The sequence below is a fragment of the Plantibacter sp. lyk4-40-MEA-4 genome, assembly GCF_030209415.1.
GTDB classification, from domain to species: domain Bacteria; phylum Actinomycetota; class Actinomycetes; order Actinomycetales; family Microbacteriaceae; genus Plantibacter; species Plantibacter flavus_A.
Genome location: NZ_JARVSA010000002.1, coordinates 92,365 through 106,795, shown reverse-complemented (window position 1 = coordinate 106,795; position 14,431 = coordinate 92,365). Strand labels below are relative to the sequence as shown.

Annotated in this window: 13 protein-coding genes and 1 tRNA gene; 6 read left to right on the top strand and 8 right to left on the bottom strand. The window is 67.6% G+C overall.

The window, feature by feature from the left end:
- Nucleotides 1-69 precede the first annotated feature (69 nt).
- Nucleotides 70-1,566: an MFS transporter gene (locus tag QRN44_RS02585; RefSeq protein ID WP_121289730.1), complete on the bottom strand. Its 1,497-nt coding sequence runs from the start codon at nucleotides 1,564-1,566 to the stop codon at nucleotides 70-72.
- 106 nt (nucleotides 1,567-1,672) lie between these two features.
- Between QRN44_RS02585 and QRN44_RS02580 the strand changes: the two genes are divergently transcribed.
- The 3 genes from QRN44_RS02580 (at nucleotide 1,673) to QRN44_RS02570 (ending at nucleotide 4,085) form a co-directional block, all read left to right on the top strand.
- On the top strand, nucleotides 1,673-2,284 hold the full coding sequence (locus tag QRN44_RS02580; protein ID WP_079001781.1) for a TetR/AcrR family transcriptional regulator: 612 nt from the start codon (nucleotides 1,673-1,675) through the stop codon (nucleotides 2,282-2,284).
- Nucleotides 2,285-2,288: 4 nt separating this feature from the next.
- A complete protein-coding gene (locus QRN44_RS02575; protein ID WP_285038207.1) occupies nucleotides 2,289-3,092 on the top strand; it encodes a hypothetical protein in 804 nt (267 codons plus the stop codon).
- A 300-nt stretch (nucleotides 3,093-3,392) separates the two neighbouring features.
- Entirely contained in the window at nucleotides 3,393-4,085 is a 693-nt protein-coding gene (locus tag QRN44_RS02570; protein ID WP_285038206.1) for a ScbR family autoregulator-binding transcription factor, read from the top strand.
- Between the two features lie 63 nt (nucleotides 4,086-4,148).
- On the opposite strand, the gene QRN44_RS02565 is transcribed toward QRN44_RS02570, so the two are convergent.
- Nucleotides 4,149-4,224: transfer RNA gene (locus QRN44_RS02565), tRNA-Lys, on the bottom strand.
- A gap of 129 nt (nucleotides 4,225-4,353) precedes the next feature.
- On the opposite strand from QRN44_RS02565, the gene QRN44_RS02560 reads away from it, so the two are divergent.
- The 3 genes from QRN44_RS02560 to QRN44_RS02550 all read left to right on the top strand — a co-directional run bounded on the left by QRN44_RS02560 (nucleotide 4,354) and on the right by QRN44_RS02550 (nucleotide 6,770).
- Nucleotides 4,354-4,983, top strand: coding sequence for a DNA-directed RNA polymerase subunit beta (locus tag QRN44_RS02560; protein WP_285038205.1), 630 nt, complete (start codon nucleotides 4,354-4,356; stop codon nucleotides 4,981-4,983).
- Between the two features lie 348 nt (nucleotides 4,984-5,331).
- A complete protein-coding gene (sigK, locus tag QRN44_RS02555) occupies nucleotides 5,332-5,922 on the top strand; it encodes an ECF RNA polymerase sigma factor SigK (RefSeq protein WP_231884414.1) in 591 nt (196 codons plus the stop codon).
- Nucleotides 5,919-6,770: an anti-sigma factor gene (locus QRN44_RS02550; RefSeq protein WP_285038204.1), complete on the top strand. Its 852-nt coding sequence runs from the start codon at nucleotides 5,919-5,921 to the stop codon at nucleotides 6,768-6,770. The genes sigK and QRN44_RS02550 overlap by 4 nt, the downstream gene beginning before the upstream one ends.
- 126 nt (nucleotides 6,771-6,896) lie before the next feature.
- On the opposite strand, the gene pstB is transcribed toward QRN44_RS02550, so the two are convergent.
- From pstB to QRN44_RS02520, 6 genes are all read right to left on the bottom strand, one after another.
- A complete protein-coding gene (gene pstB / locus QRN44_RS02545) occupies nucleotides 6,897-7,676 on the bottom strand; it encodes a phosphate ABC transporter ATP-binding protein PstB (protein WP_175116226.1) in 780 nt (259 codons plus the stop codon).
- A 20-nt stretch (nucleotides 7,677-7,696) separates the two neighbouring features.
- On the bottom strand, nucleotides 7,697-8,797 hold the full coding sequence (pstA, locus tag QRN44_RS02540; protein ID WP_121289743.1) for a phosphate ABC transporter permease PstA: 1,101 nt from the start codon (nucleotides 8,795-8,797) through the stop codon (nucleotides 7,697-7,699).
- A complete protein-coding gene (gene pstC / locus QRN44_RS02535; protein WP_285038203.1) occupies nucleotides 8,797-9,741 on the bottom strand; it encodes a phosphate ABC transporter permease subunit PstC in 945 nt (314 codons plus the stop codon). Before pstC ends, pstA begins: the two co-directional genes overlap by 1 nt.
- Nucleotides 9,742-9,871: 130 nt before the next feature.
- Nucleotides 9,872-10,963, bottom strand: coding sequence for a phosphate ABC transporter substrate-binding protein PstS (gene pstS / locus QRN44_RS02530; RefSeq protein ID WP_371743577.1), 1,092 nt, complete (start codon nucleotides 10,961-10,963; stop codon nucleotides 9,872-9,874).
- A 192-nt stretch (nucleotides 10,964-11,155) separates the two neighbouring features.
- On the bottom strand, nucleotides 11,156-12,094 hold the full coding sequence (locus QRN44_RS02525; protein ID WP_285038202.1) for an NUDIX hydrolase: 939 nt from the start codon (nucleotides 12,092-12,094) through the stop codon (nucleotides 11,156-11,158).
- A 52-nt stretch (nucleotides 12,095-12,146) separates the two neighbouring features.
- Complete coding sequence (locus tag QRN44_RS02520) at nucleotides 12,147-14,342, bottom strand: RNA degradosome polyphosphate kinase (RefSeq protein WP_064296605.1); 2,196 nt, start codon at nucleotides 14,340-14,342, stop codon at nucleotides 12,147-12,149.
- Nucleotides 14,343-14,431: the final 89 nt, after the last annotated feature.

Here is a 14,431-nt window from a genome sequence, read left to right as displayed (position 1 = left end):
TGGCCCTCCGATGACGCAGACGGCCGCCGCGCGAGTGCGCGACGGCCGTCTGCTCGGGACCCGATCGGATCAGTGCGCGAGCACCGGTTCCGCGGACGCCTCCGGGGCGTGGTGCAGGGCGAGTCCCTGGTTGCGTCGGCGGAACAGCAGTGCCGCCGTCACCGCGCCGACCGCGAAGAATCCGGCACCCCAGAAGTAGGCGGTCTGATAGCTCTGGATCGCGGCCTGCGCGAGCACCTCGGGGGTGGGCGGCGCGTTGTCGGTCACGTAGGCCGTGGCGGCGCTCGCCGCGAGGGTGTTGAGCAGCGCCACACCGATCGAACCGCCGACCTGCTGGCTGGTGTTGACCGTCGCCGAGGCGACCCCGGCGAACGCCCGGTCGACACCGAGCGTCGCGGTCTGCATCGAGGCGGGCATGATCGATCCCATCGCGAAACCGAGCACCATGAGCGCCGGCATGACGTTGCCGACATAGGAGCTGTCGAGGTCGAGTCGGGTGAGGAGGAGCATGCCGATCGCCCCGAGCGTCATGCCGAACGGCACCATGACCTTCGGCCCGAACCGCGGGACGAGGAGGTTGGTCCCCAGCTGTGCGGCGAGCACGAGCATCGCGATCATCGGGAGGAAGGCGAAGCCCGTCTGCTGCGGTGAGTAGCCGAGCGAGGCCTGCAGGTAGTAGGTGACGAAGAGGAAGATGCCGAACATCCCGGCCCCGGCGATCATGACCGAGATGAACGCGGCACCGCGGTTGCGGTCGAGGACGATCGACAACGGGAGGAGCGGGTGCGCGGCCCGGCGCTGCCAGAGGACGAACACGACGAGGAGCACGGCCGCGGCGGCCAGGAAGGCCCAACTGAGCGGTGAGTCCCAGCCGTCGGTCTCGGCATTGGCGAAGCCGTAGACGAGGCTGAACAGCGCACCTGAGACGAGGACGGTGCCCGGAACATCGAGCTTGGGGCGGGGGCCGGTCGTCTTCGGCGTGGTGATGAAGAGGACGGCCCCGACGATGGCGACCACGGCGATCACGACGTTGATGTACAGGTTCCAACGCCAGTCGAACTGCTCGGTGAGGAATCCGCCGAGGAGGAGTCCGACCGCGCCACCCGCGCCGGCGATCGCACCGAAGACGCCGAACGCGCGGGCGCGCTCCTTCGGGATCGTGAAGGTGGTCGTGAGCATCGCGAGCGCGGTCGGTGCGAGGAGGGCTGCGAAGACGCCCTGCAGCGCCCGTGCGGCGACGAGGGTGCCGAACGAATCGGCGGCGCCTCCGAGGGCCGAGGCGATCGCGAACCCGACGAGCCCGATGATGAACGCCCGCTTCCGGCCCATGAGGTCGGACAGGCGTCCGCCGAGCAGCAGCAGACTGCCGAAGGCGAGGGAGTAGGCGGTGACGATCCACTGGCGGTCGCCGTCGGAGAATCCGAGATCGGCCTGAGCGGCGGGCATCGCGATGTTCACCACGGTGGCGTCGAGCACGACCATGAGCTGGGCGAGGCCGACGGTGACGAGCGTCCACCAGCGGCGTGAGGAGACTGCCGGGGTTCCGGCGGCGAGGTTCGAAGTCATGCTGAGGACTCTATACGGAACTGGACAGTTTCGGAACCGAATAGTTCCTGAACGTTCGAGTTCCTGAACTATGCTGTTCTCGGAGACGAAAGGGAGGTGAGCCGCGATGACGCAGCTCGAGACCCCACCCGCAGCGCCAAAGCTCGGCCGGAAGCGCGATCACACGCGGGACGCCGAGATCCTCGACGCCGCGCTCGACGTCCTCGCCGACACGGGCTACGCCGGGATGACGGTCGACATGGTGGCAGCACGCGCCAAGGCCGGCAAGGCGACGCTCTACCGCCGATGGGCGTCGAAGTCCGAACTCGTGATCGACGCGGTCGCCTGTATGAAGCAGATCGATCCCGACTTCTCGAAGCTGCCCGACACCGGTTCACTCCGCGGCGACCTCGTCGCGATGATCAAGGCGCCGTCCATCGCCGAGGGTGAGCGCAAGATGCGCGTGTTCGCCGGCGTGATGTCGATGATCTCGGATGCCCCCGAGCTCACCGAGTCCGTCCACGCCGCGATCGTGGAGCCGCGCATGGCGGTCAACCGCTTCCTCCTGCAGCGCGCGATCGACCGCGGGGAGATCCGGGCGGACGCCGATGTGGAGACCCTTGCGCTGATCAGCCAGGCGATGGTGAGCTATCGCGTGCTCATGCTGCGGGAGCCCGTGACGCGTGACTTCCTCGTGTCGGTGATCGACGGCGTCATCATCCCGGCCGTCCGGAAGTAGCCCGATGGCCGACGGACCCGCCCGATCTCGAACCGGGCTGCTCGATCACGCGGCGCCGGTCCATCTCGGGACACCGGACGCCCCACTGCACTTCACTGGTCTCCGCGAGCCCGGCGGACGCCACCTCATCGTCGATGGCGACGAGGCGTTCGAGTTGAGCTTCCCGTGCGGTACCTGCGCGCTGCTGTTCCGTCGTCTGGACGAGGGTGCTCAGGCGCTCGCCGCAGGCGCATTGCACGATCACCTGGACGAGGGCGTGCCCGCGATCGCCGATCCCTCGTTGCGCGACCTCGTGTCGAAGATCCTGCCCGAGGCGACCTACCTGCCGCTCCTGCTCTCCATCGAGCCCGTCCTGGTCACTCCGGGTGACGACCACGACTACTTCTCGCGGGAACAGGTCGTGCATCGCGGCGTCGACCCCACGCTCGGTGCGCCGGAGGACCCGGCGACCGCGTATTACCGCGGCTCGACCCGGACGACCGGCGAGCACGAGACCCTCTTCGAGTTCCTGGTGCCGATGGTGCAGCCCGGTCGAAATGACCGCGAGCGCGTGGCCTCGTACGAGGAGCGGCTTCGAGCCGGGGGAGCGGCGACCGTGCTCGCGGTCTCCGTGCTGGACAGGACGCAGCCGTTCGACAGCTTCGACGCCCACACCGGTCTTGTGCACTTCGTCCTCGACGGCCACCACAAGTTGGAAGCGGCTGCACGTGTCGGGGTCGCGATCACTGTCTTGTCGTTCGTGTCGATCGACGCGAGCCTCGCTGACGAGGCGACGGCGATCGGCCTCCCGGAGCTGCTCGCGCGCTGATCACGTCGAGCGTGAGACCGGGTGGATCACGCAGCGCTGGATCCCCCGATCCCTGCGCGACCCACCGGTCGAGGCGATGAGCGTCGCGCACCCCCGTCGCGAGCACACAGCCCACTGACGCGTGGACTGCGTCGGCATCACCTCCATCAGTGTGACACGAATAAGTCGTTCGTACCAGTTAGATGAAGACGTCGGCTGTGTGAGCTCCGAGCCTCTAGGCTGAGGCCCCGACCGGCAACGGTCGACGAGTACGGCGCCGATGGATCGGAGCCGGAACACAGGCTGTCCGAGGAGGTCAGGATGCCGGGGACGCGACGAACGCCGACGCAGGAGCGCGGGCAGGTGACGCAGGACGCGATCGTCGAGGGTGCCGCGACCGTCTTCGACCGCATCGGCTACGGGAACGCGAGTCTGTCGATGATCGCTGAGGCGTCCGGGATCTCGCAGGGGTCCATGTACTTCCACTTCAAGTCGAAGGAGCAGATCGCCCTCGCGGTCATCCACGAGCAGCACGACCGGTCGATGCCGCTCATGGCACGGGTGTCGGAACAGTACGACGGGGTCCTCGAACGGCTCATCCGCATTTCTCGCGCCATGGTCGACCAACTCGAGAACGATCCGGTCGTCCGTGCCGGGATCAGACTCACGCTCGATGAGGGTTCGCTGAGCCAACCGGCCGGCGCGTTCTACGAGGACTGGATCTCGGGTACGGCCGTTCAGCTCGACCTGGCACTGCAGGCAGGCGACCTGGAGAGTTCGATGTCGGCACCGGATCTGGCCCGCACGCTGATCGGATTCTTCACCGGTGTCCAGCTCACCGCCCAAGCCACAGTCGGCCGCTCGGACATCGCAGCATCGGTCGACCGCATGTGGCGGCTCGCGATCGACGCCATCGTCCCCGAGACGAGGCGGGCAGCGGCGACGCAGGTCCGGGAGGACGCGTTCGGCGCTACGGGCGATATGTACCCGGCACGTCCTGCCGCCACGATGTAGCGATCCACGCCGGACGGCGTACGACCGGACGCCCCGACGTGACGCGGTCGACAACCGCGTCCGTGGTGGGCCCGGTGGGGCTCGAACCCACGACCCGCGGATTAAAAGTCCGATGCTCTGCCAACTGAGCTACAGGCCCATACGCGCTCTACTCTACGAGATTTCGACGGCACCCGTTGACGCGCAGGTCAGCGCCCCAGGGGAGGATCGTCCCACGGGGCGAGTACCGTTGTCGGGTGCGCGAAGCGCGTCGCAGGGAGGAGCAGGCATGAACGAGGGATTCCATCGTCCGACGAAGCTGCCGCCGTCGATGCTCGAAGCGATCCAGGGCGGTCTCGACCCGGAGGCCGTGTCGAGGATCACGCACGAGACGGCCGTCGCACTCCTCACGCGTGTGCGCGCGGATCCGGACCCTGCCGTGGTCGACCGCCTCGTGACGTACACGGACGAGCACGGGATCGACGCCATCGCGGAGCTCTGGTCGCACGCCAGCCCGCGGAGTCTCCCAGGAGCCCTCTGGCGGATCTACCTACTGCGCCTGCTCATCCGGCAGGACCCGGTGGGGACGAGCTTCAGCTTCCAGCGGGGCTCCGAGCTCATCACCACCGTCGACCCCGTGATCGCCGGCGCGGCCGAACCGACCGGGCCCGAGGAGATCATCGTCCTCGCCGACCAGATCCTCCGTGGCCTCTACACGGGTGACTTCGCGATCGCCCTCGAGCGGGCGGCCTCCTTCTGCCGGATCAACGCGGTCGGCTGCACCTCCCTCGCGGACGACCGGGACGCCGTCGACCCCGCAGACGCCGCGAGACTCACCACGAAAGCCGCACGGTTCGGCACGATCGCCGAGGAACTCGCCGGCTGCGCGCGACTGTGGCGCACCGACTCCCTGGACTGACGCGACCCGTCCGGTCAAGGCCCGGTACCTGGGAATATCCATCGCCGATCACTTGCTACACTGATTCAGCCGGGCCGCAGTAACCCCGGGCTCCAAAAATCGCCGCTTCGAGCGGCCTTGCGCCGAGAGGCGTTTCTGCGGCCTGGCACTTGCTTTCTCCAGAGGTCTTCGCACTCCTGGCGCCCATTCCGTGATGACACCGGAACTGGGGTGTCGAATCGCGTCGATTCCTCCAATCGGATCCCGGGTCGGCACCGAACTCCGTGTATGACCGCCGCACTGTACACGCAGACCCGACCTCGGGCGGGCGTCGCGCAAACGGCCGGTGTCCGTGAGAAGCTAAGACTTGTGACCACGGGACCGGAAGCTGACGCTGCACCGCAGGTGTCATTGGCGAACGTGCTCGACGCGCTCCTCGTCCGAGTGGCCGGCGGCGACCAGGTCGCGTTCAGCGAGCTGTACGACCACATCGCCCCGCGGGTCCTCGGACTCGTCAAGCGGGTGCTCGTCGACCACGCGCAGTCCGAAGAGGTCACCCAGGAGGTGTTCCTGGAGGTCTGGCAGAACGCCCAGAAGTTCGAGGCGGGCAAGGGCACGGCGACGACCTGGGTGCTCACCATGGCGCACCGTCGTGCGATCGACCGCGTGCGCGCCTCACAGGCCGGGCGCGACCGCGATCTCAAGATCGGCATCCGCGACTTCGACGAGCGTGTCGACAACGTGCAGGAGACGGTCGAGATCCGGATCGAGCACGAGCGCGTCAAGCGGGCCTTCGTCCGGTTGAGCGAGCTGCAACGCGAAGCTGTTTCGCTCGCCTACTACGGCGGCTACAGTCACAGCGAGATCTCGAACCTGCTCGGCGTGCCGATCGGCACAGTGAAGACCAGGTTGCGAGACGGAATGATCAGACTTCGAGACGAGTTGGGGGTGCGTACATGACCGAGCGAGACGATGCAACAGACCTGGCAGCCGGAAACGCGCTGCACACCCTGACCCCGCGCGAGCAGGAGCGGTTCGACCGCCTGCGAGCCGAACACGAGTCCGTCCGCGAGGAAGCGGCGGAGTTCGAGGAGACCGTCGCCATGCTCGACCTCGCAGCACCTCCCGTGCAGCCGTCGGCAGCGCTCAAGAACTCGCTCATGGCCGCGATCCAGAACCTGCCGCAGCTGCCCGCTGAGGCCCCCGTCGATGCTCCTGTCGCCGAGGTGCAGACGCTTCCGACCGCGGTCCCGGAGGTCGACGAGACGCCGGTCTCGACGCCGATGGCCACACCGCCCGCGGCAGCAACGACCACCCCGGTGGTCGGTGCGGCGGAACGCAAGGCCGCCTCACGGTGGCGTCGCAGCGTCGTCGGCATGGTGGTCGGCGCCGCAGCAGCGGTCGGCCTCATCTTCGGCGGTGTCGGACTCGCGAACACCTTCGGTGGTGGTGGATCCCTCACACAGACGGTCGCGCTCGCGGAGATCAACGCGGCGTCCGACGTCCAGCGCGCGAAGGTGTCGATGGACGATGCGACGGCGACCCTCGTCTGGTCGGGTGAGCTCGGCAAGTCCGCCCTGCTCGTCGACGGACTCGGGTCCCTGCCGTCGGACAAGGTCTACGAACTCTGGTACATCGGCGAGGGAGGCCCGGTCTCGGCCGGCACCTTCTCGGCGGCGAACGGCACCACCTGGCGTGTCCTCGACGGCGCCATGAGTGCGGGCGACAAGGTCGGCGTGACGGTCGAGCCGCAGGGTGGCTCCAAGCAGCCCACCACCGATCCGATCATGGTCATCGAGACGGCGTAGTCCGTTCCCTCCGGTCCGTGAGAGCCTGTCTGCAGGCTTCACCTCGACGGACTCGCGGACGTGCTGCAGACGACGACAGCCCCGCCCGGGAATCCCGGGCGGGGCTGTCGTGATGCCGGCGTCAGATCAACCGAAGCGACCCGAGACGTAGTCCTCGGTCGCCTGGACGGACGGCTTCGAGAACATCGTCGTGGTGTCGTCGTACTCGATGAGCTTGCCCGGCTTGCCGGTGCCCGCGATGTTGAAGAACGCGGTCTTGTCGCTGACGCGGCTCGCCTGCTGCATGTTGTGCGTCACGATCACGATCGTGTACTCCTGCTTGAGCTCCTCGATGAGGTCTTCGATGGCGAGCGTGGAGATCGGGTCGAGGGCCGAGCAGGGCTCGTCCATCAGGACGACGTCGGGGGAGACGGCGATGGCGCGGGCGATGCAGAGACGCTGCTGCTGACCACCGGAGAGGCCGGAGCCCGGCTTGTCGAGGCGGTCCTTCACCTCGTTCCAGAGGTTGGCGCCCTGGAGCGAACGCTCGACGAGCGCGTCCTGGTCGGACTTCGTCATCTTCCGGTTGTTGAGCTTGACGCCCGCGAGGACGTTCTCCTTGATGCTCATCGTCGGGAACGGGTTCGGGCGCTGGAAGACCATGCCGACCTGGCGGCGGACGAGGACCGGGTCGACGCCCGGGCCGTAGAGGTTGTTGCCGTCGATGAGGACCTCACCCTCGACGCGTGCGCCGGGGATCACCTCGTGCATGCGGTTCAGGGTGCGGAGGAAGGTCGACTTCCCACAGCCGGAGGGGCCGATGAACGCGGTGACCGTGCGGGGCTGGATCTGGAGGGAGACGCCCTCGACGGCCATGAAGCTGCCGTAGAAGACGTTGAGGTCGTTGACTTCGATGCTCTTGGACACGGGGTTCCTTTGCTCGCGGCCTAGCGGCCGAACTTGGGGGCGAAGATCTTGGCGATGAGTCGGGCGATGAGGTTCAGCGCCATGACGATGAGGATGAGGACGAGCGCGCCGGTCCAGGCGCGGTCCACGTAGGAAGCCCCGTCGGTGCCCTGGTTCGCGTACTGGGTGTACACGAAGACCGGCAGGGTCATCATCGGGCCGTCGAAGAGGTTGTAGTTCATGCTCTGGGTGAAGCCGGCGATGATCAGGAGGGGCGCGGTCTCACCGATGACACGGGCGACGGCGAGCGTCACGCCGGTGATGATGCCGGCGATCGAGGTCGGGAGGACGATCTTGAGGATGGTCAGCCACTTCGGCACACCGAGCGCGTACGAGGCCTCGCGCAGTTCGTTCGGGACGAGCTTGAGCATCTCCTCGCTCGACCGCACGACGACGGGGATCATGAGCAGCGACAGCGCGATGGCACCGCCGATGCCGAGCCGGACGCCCGGGCCGAAGAAGATCGCGAGGAGGGCGAACGCGAACAGGCCGGCGACGATCGACGGGATGCCGGTCATGACGTCGACCAGGAAGGTGATGCCCTGAGCCAGCCGTCCACGGCCGTACTCGACGAGGTAGATGGCGGTCAGGATGCCGATCGGGATGGAGATGATCGACGTGGCCAGCGTGATGAGCAGCGTGCCGGTGATGGCGTGCAGCGCGCCACCGCCCTCACCGACGACGTTCCGCATCGACAGCGAGAAGTAGTTGAGGTCGAACCGGGCGGCGCCGGCCGAGATCACCGTGATGGCGACCGAGACGAGCGGCAGGAGCGCGATGACGAAGGCCGCGGTCACCAGGGTGGTGAGCAGGCGGTCCTTGGCCTTCCGGCGACCTTCGATCATGAGTGACGCGACGTAGACGGTGACCGCGTAGAGCGCGGCGCCGAGCACGACGGCCCCGGGGAGGTTGTAGCTCTTGTCGGCGGTCGACTGCTGCAGCAGCAGGAAGATGACACCGCTGACGATGAGGCTGCCTGCGAGGATGGTGAGCGGAGCGAACTTCGGCAGCTTGCCCGCGGTGAGCGAGTTGGAGAACGGCGTGGCGATGGACGCCTGACGGCGGTCGGTCGTGGCGGTCATCAGTTCGCTCCCGAGAATTCTTTACGACGGTTGACGATGAGTCTGGCGATGAAGTTCACCACGAAGGTGATGATGAACAGGATCAGGCCGGTGGCGATGAGCTTGTTCACGTCGATGCCGAAGGACTCGGGGAAGTTCAGGGCGATGTTCGCCGCGATGGTGTTCGGGTTGCTCGAGGTGAGCAGGAAGAACGAGTAGACGGCGGCGGGGGAGAGCACGAGGGCCACAGCCATCGTCTCGCCGAGCGCTCGTCCGAGGCCCAGCATCGAGGCGGACACGATGCCGGGACGGCCGAACGGCAGGACCGCCATCTGGATCATCTCCCAACGCGTCGCGCCGAGCGCGAGTGCGGCCTCCTCGTGGAGCTTCGGGGTCTGGAGGAAGATCTCCCGGGAGATGGCCGTGATGATCGGGATGATCATGACCGCGAGCACGAGGGCGACGGTGAGGATCGTGCGACCGGTGCCGGACACCGTGCCACCGAAGAGCGGGATCCATCCGAGGTTCTCGGACAGCCAGGCGAAGAAGGGCTGGACGAACGGCGCGAGCACGAGCGCCCCCCACAGGCCGTAGACCACCGACGGCACGGCGGCCAGGAGGTCGATGACGTAGCCGAGGGCGACCGCGAGGCGACGCGGCGCGTAGTGGGTGATGAAGAGCGCGATCCCCAGCGAGAGCGGCACGGCGATCGCGAGGGCGAGGATGGCCGCCCAGATGGTTCCGAAGACGAAGGGGCCGACATAGGCCCAGAAGCTTGTCGGAGCACCGGTGAACGTCGAGGAGTCGGCCGTGAGGGCCGGGAACGCCTGGACGATGAGGAAGATCGCGACCGCCGCCAGGATGACGAGGATGAGCGATCCGGAGACGAGGGAGAGCGTCGAGAAGACGCGGTCGCCGACTCGTTGCTTGGCTTTGGGTCTCGCAGCTAGGGCCTCGACAGCCATTGGTTCCCGTTCTCTCGATGCGATGGTCGTGCCCCTCGACGGACTCGGGGAGCGGTTACTGCGGGTGTTGCGAGTGCTGGTGACGCAGGTCGAGCGTGCCGGGCAGGGCCCGGCACGCTCGACCGTTGGACTACTTGATGGTCGCGATCGCGTCCTGGACCTTCTTGGCGAGGTCGGCGGAGAGCGGCGCAGCACCGGCCGACTTCGCAGCCTCTTCCTGGCCGGCGTCACTGGCGATGTAGCCGGCGTACGCCTTGACGAGGTCGGCGACCTTCGGGTCGGCGTACTCCTGGCAGGCGATGAGGTAGCTCACGAGCACGATCGGGTAGTGGGTCGCGTCCGTCGTCTCGCGGTCGAGCTTGATGGCGATGTCGTTCGCCTCGCGGCCTTCGACGAGCGGCGAGCCCTCGACGACGGCGGCAGCACCCTCGGCGCTGTACTCGACGAACTCCTCGCCGACCTTGATCTTCGCGACACCGAGGTCGCCCGCCTTCGACGCGTCGGCGTAGCCGATGGTGCCGGTGCCGCCCTTGACGGTGTCGACGACACCGGAGGTGCCCTTGGCGCCCTCACCCGACTGGAACGGGAAGGTGTCGGCCGGCTCAGCGGTCCAGACGTCGGGCGCGTTCTTGCCCAGGTAGTCGGCGAAGTTCTTCGTCGTACCCGAGTCGTCCGAACGGTGGACGGCGGTGATGGCCGTGGAGGGGAGCTTCGCGTCGGGGTTCAGAGCGACGATCGCCGGGTCGTCCCAGCTGGTGATCTGACCCGCGAAGATCTTCGCGATGGTCGAGGCGTCGAGGTTGAGCTCGTCGACGCCCTCGACGTTGAAGATGACCGCGATGGGGGAGATGTAGACCGGGAGGTCGATCGCCTTGGTGTCCGCTGCGCATGCGGCGAAGGTGCTCGTGAGCTCCTCGTCGGACAGCGCCGAGTCGGAACCGGCGAACTGCACACCGCCGGCGATGAACGCCTTGCGGCCGGCGCCGGAGCCGTCGGGGGAGTAGTTGATGGTGACGTCCGGGTTGGCCGTCTGGAAGGCGGCGACCCAGGCTTCCTGGGCGCTGCCCTGCGACGATGCGCCGCTACCGGCCAGGCTGCCCTTGAGGTCGCTGGCGGCTGCGCTCGTGGCTGTGGCGCCGCCTTCGTTGGCCGCACAGGAGGTCAGTGCGACGGCTGCGACTGCTGCTACGACCGCGACGCGGCCGAAACGTGAGAACTTCACAGGGATGTCCATTCATTGGTGTGGGTGCGAGCCGGTGCTGGCTCGTCAGTGACGCTAACCATGCGGCATGACGAGCATCCCCCGTGATGGTAAACAACGGGTGAACGGATATCGACGGGTTCATGCCGTCCGACGTGGCGACGCCGCGAACGCACCACGAACGGCCCCTGTTCAGGGGGGCGAGGGTATGGGTCAGACGCGGGGTTCGTGCGTCTCGATCGCGATGATGCCGGAGCTCGGATTCGTCCGGGAGAGGTGCACGATGGAGAACGCCCCGGTCTCGAGTGCGGCGGCGCTCCCGAGGTAGGAGCCTCGGGTGGACCCGGTGGCGAGCGCGATCTCGTGCAGGATCTCGGGGAGGACCGGCCCGTGGCTGCAGAGGATGGCCGTCTTGAGTGCCCGGACACGGCGACCGACGACCCGGCGGACGTCGGATTCGCCCCGCTCGAAGGCGTCCTGGCTGATGAGGTCGGAGCGTTTGGGCTCGATGCCCGCGGCCGCGGCGATCGGGCTGACGGTGCTGACGCAGCGCACGGCCGTGCTCGTCACGATCTTGCGGGGGCCGAAGGCCAGCAGGGTCGGGACGTTCCCCGCGGCCTGCTTGACCCCGCGCGGCGCCAGCGGTCTGGTCGCGTCCTCGCCGGACCATTCGGAGGGCGACATGGCCTTCCCATGGCGCATCGCGATGAGGGCGAAGGTCGCGGTGACGCCTTCGTCGACCAACGCGGCGAAGGCGTCGAGGATCTCCACGTCGCGCTCGTAGCTGAGGTAGCTCCGTGCCCGTTTGACGGTGACCCACTCCAGGGCTGCGACCTCGCCGTTCGGGATGAACGTGCTCTCGCGGACGGCCTGGTCGGTGACCTCCGCGGACCAGTAGTGGACGATCTTCTCGCGACCGCTCGACAGGGGGTACGTGGAGACGCCGAGCGGCACACCGAGGTGGACGCTCAGGCCGGTCTCCTCTTTGATCTCCCGCACGGCCGTCTGCGCGAGCGTCTCCCCGGGATCGACCTTGCCCTTGGGGATCGTGACGTCGCCGTACACCGTCCGGTGGATGACGAGGAGGTGGACCTTGCCGTCGATGAGGCGCCAGCACACGGCACCGGCTGCGTAGATTGCCGTCGTCGTCATAGTCACTGCCTCGTCGTGTCGTGGTGCTCGGGTGGGTCGCGGTGCGAAGTCGTCAGCGACGGTTCCTCGGCCGGCGGCGGGCCGCGGTCTCGAGCATGAGGGAGTCTTGCAGATCCGTGAGCGGTCGTCCGTCAGCGTCGACCGCGTGGCGCGTCCAGACGCCGTCGGCGTCGAGCCACCACGACGACGTCTGCTCGTCGAGTGCCTGCTCGAACATCGCGGCGGTCGCCTCGAGGTGCTTCGGGTCGGTGAGCCTGACGAGCGCCTCGACGCGGCGGTCGAGGTTGCGGTGCATCATGTCGGCACTGCCGATGAACACGTGCGGGTCGCCGTCGTTGTGGAACGAGAAGATGCGAGAGTGTTCGAGGTAGCGCCCCAGGATGGAGCGCACGCGGATCGTCTCGCTCATCCCCGGCTGGCCGGGCTTCAGCGCGCAGATCCCGCGGACCCACAGGTCGACCGGGACCCCCGCCTGGCTGGCTCGGTAGAGCGCGTCGATGATCGCCTCGTCCACCATCGAGTTGACCTTGATGCGGATCCCGGACGGCTTGCCCTCCTCGGCGTTCGTGCGCTCCTGCTCGATGTGCTTGAGGAGGCCCTTGCGCAGGTGGCGCGGCGCGACGAGGAGGCGCTTGAACTTCTTCTCGATCGCGTAGCCGGACAGCTCGTTGAAGAGGCGGGTGAGGTCTTTGCCGACCTGGTCGTCGGCCGTGAAGAGACCGAGGTCCTCGTAGATGCGGCTCGTCTTCGGGTTGTAGTTGCCCGTACCGATGTGGCTGTAGTGGCGCAGGACCCCGCGCTCCTGTCGGACGACGAGCGCGAGCTTGCAGTGCGTCTTCAGTCCGACGAGGCCGTAGACGACGTGGACGCCGGCCTTCTCGAGCTTCCTGGCCCAGGAGATGTTGTTCTGCTCGTCGAACCGGGCCTTGATCTCGACCAGCGCGAGGACCTGCTTGCCGGCCTCCGCCGCGTCGATGAGTGCTTCGACGATGGGGCTGTCGCCCGAGGTCCGGTACAGGGTCTGCTTGATCGCGAGCACGTGCGGGTCGGCGGCGGCCTGCTCGATGAACGCCTGCACGCTCGTGGCGAAGGACTCGTACGGGTGGTGGACCAGGACGTCCTCACGGGCGATCGACCGGAAGAGGTCGGGCTTGCCGTTCGGTTCGTCGGGCTGGAACTGCAGCGCCGTGGTCGGTACCCGCTTCGGGTACTGGAGGTCCGGACGGTCGATGCCGGCGAGGCTGAAGAGGCCGCCGAGGTCGAGCGGCGATGGCAGGCGGTAGACCTCCTGCTCGGTGATGTCGAGTTCGCGGACGAGGAGTCCGAGGGTGACGTCGTCCATGTCGTCGGTGATCTCGAGCCGGATGGGCGGCCCGAACCGGCGGCGCAGCAGCTCCTTCTCGAGGGCCTGGATGAGGTTCTCGGTCTCGTCCTCCTCGATCACCATGTCCTCGTTGCGCGTGACGCGGAAGACGTGGTGGTCGACGATCTCCATGCCGGGGAAGAGGTGGCCGAGGTGGTTGGCGATGACCTCCTCGAGGGCGATGTAGCGCACGCTGGGGGCGGTGTCCAGCGACGCGGAACGGCGCTCCGCCGGACCGACGCGGACGAAGCGCGGCATCATCTGCGGGACCTTGAGCCGGGCGAACTCCTCGCGCCCGGTCCGGGTGTTCCGCACTCGGACCGCGAGGTTCAACGAGAGGCCGGAGATGTAGGGGAACGGGTGGGCCGGGTCCACCGCGAGCGGCATGAGCACCGGGAAGACCTGGTTGCTGAAGTACTCGCTGAGGTATTCGCGGTCGGCTGCGTCGAGTGAGTCCCAGGTGACGACCGTGACACCGCGTTCGGCGAGGTCGGGGCGGACGAGGTCGTGCCAGGCGCGGGCGTGCCGTTCCTGCAGGACGTGTGCCTGCTGCGAGATCTCGGACAGGACGTCGGCCGGCGCGTTGCCGACGTTCGTCGGGACCGCCAGGCCCGTGAGGATGCGGCGCTTCAGGCCGGCGACCCGCACCATGAAGAACTCGTCGAGGTTCGAGGCGAAGATCGCGAGGAAGTTGGCACGTTCGAGGACGGGTAGCGCGGGGTCTTCGGCGAGTTCGAGGACGCGCTGGTTGAAGGCGAGCCAGCTGAGTTCGCGGTCGAGGTAGCGGTGTTCGGGCAGCGCGGGATCGTTCCGCTCGAAGGCGGGGTCGAAGTCCTCTTCGTCCCCATCGAGGCCGACATCGAGCACGGTTGGGTCTGCTGGCATGCCTTCATCATGACACCGTGGCGGGGGTGGTCGCGACGACTGCGGTGAACACTGTGTAAATGCCGCAGCACCACACCGCTGTGGAGGGG

Bases quoted from the DNA above. Each gene is read 5' to 3' on its own strand.
- QRN44_RS02570 (WP_285038206.1), top strand. From the start codon at position 3,393: ATGCCGGGGACGCGACGAACGCCGACGCAGGAGCGCGGGCAGGTGACG.
- QRN44_RS02585 (WP_121289730.1), bottom strand. From the start codon at position 1,566: ATGACTTCGAACCTCGCCGCCGGAACCCCGGCAGTCTCCTCACGCCGC.
- pstC (WP_285038203.1), bottom strand. From the start codon at position 9,741: ATGGCTGTCGAGGCCCTAGCTGCGAGACCCAAAGCCAAGCAACGAGTC.
- pstA (WP_121289743.1), bottom strand. From the start codon at position 8,797: ATGACCGCCACGACCGACCGCCGTCAGGCGTCCATCGCCACGCCGTTC.
- QRN44_RS02520 (WP_064296605.1), bottom strand. From the start codon at position 14,342: ATGCCAGCAGACCCAACCGTGCTCGATGTCGGCCTCGATGGGGACGAA.
- QRN44_RS02575 (WP_285038207.1), top strand. From the start codon at position 2,289: ATGGCCGACGGACCCGCCCGATCTCGAACCGGGCTGCTCGATCACGCG.
- QRN44_RS02560 (WP_285038205.1), top strand. From the start codon at position 4,354: ATGAACGAGGGATTCCATCGTCCGACGAAGCTGCCGCCGTCGATGCTC.
- QRN44_RS02525 (WP_285038202.1), bottom strand. From the start codon at position 12,094: ATGACGACGACGGCAATCTACGCAGCCGGTGCCGTGTGCTGGCGCCTC.
- QRN44_RS02550 (WP_285038204.1), top strand. From the start codon at position 5,919: ATGACCGAGCGAGACGATGCAACAGACCTGGCAGCCGGAAACGCGCTG.
- QRN44_RS02580 (WP_079001781.1), top strand. From the start codon at position 1,673: ATGACGCAGCTCGAGACCCCACCCGCAGCGCCAAAGCTCGGCCGGAAG.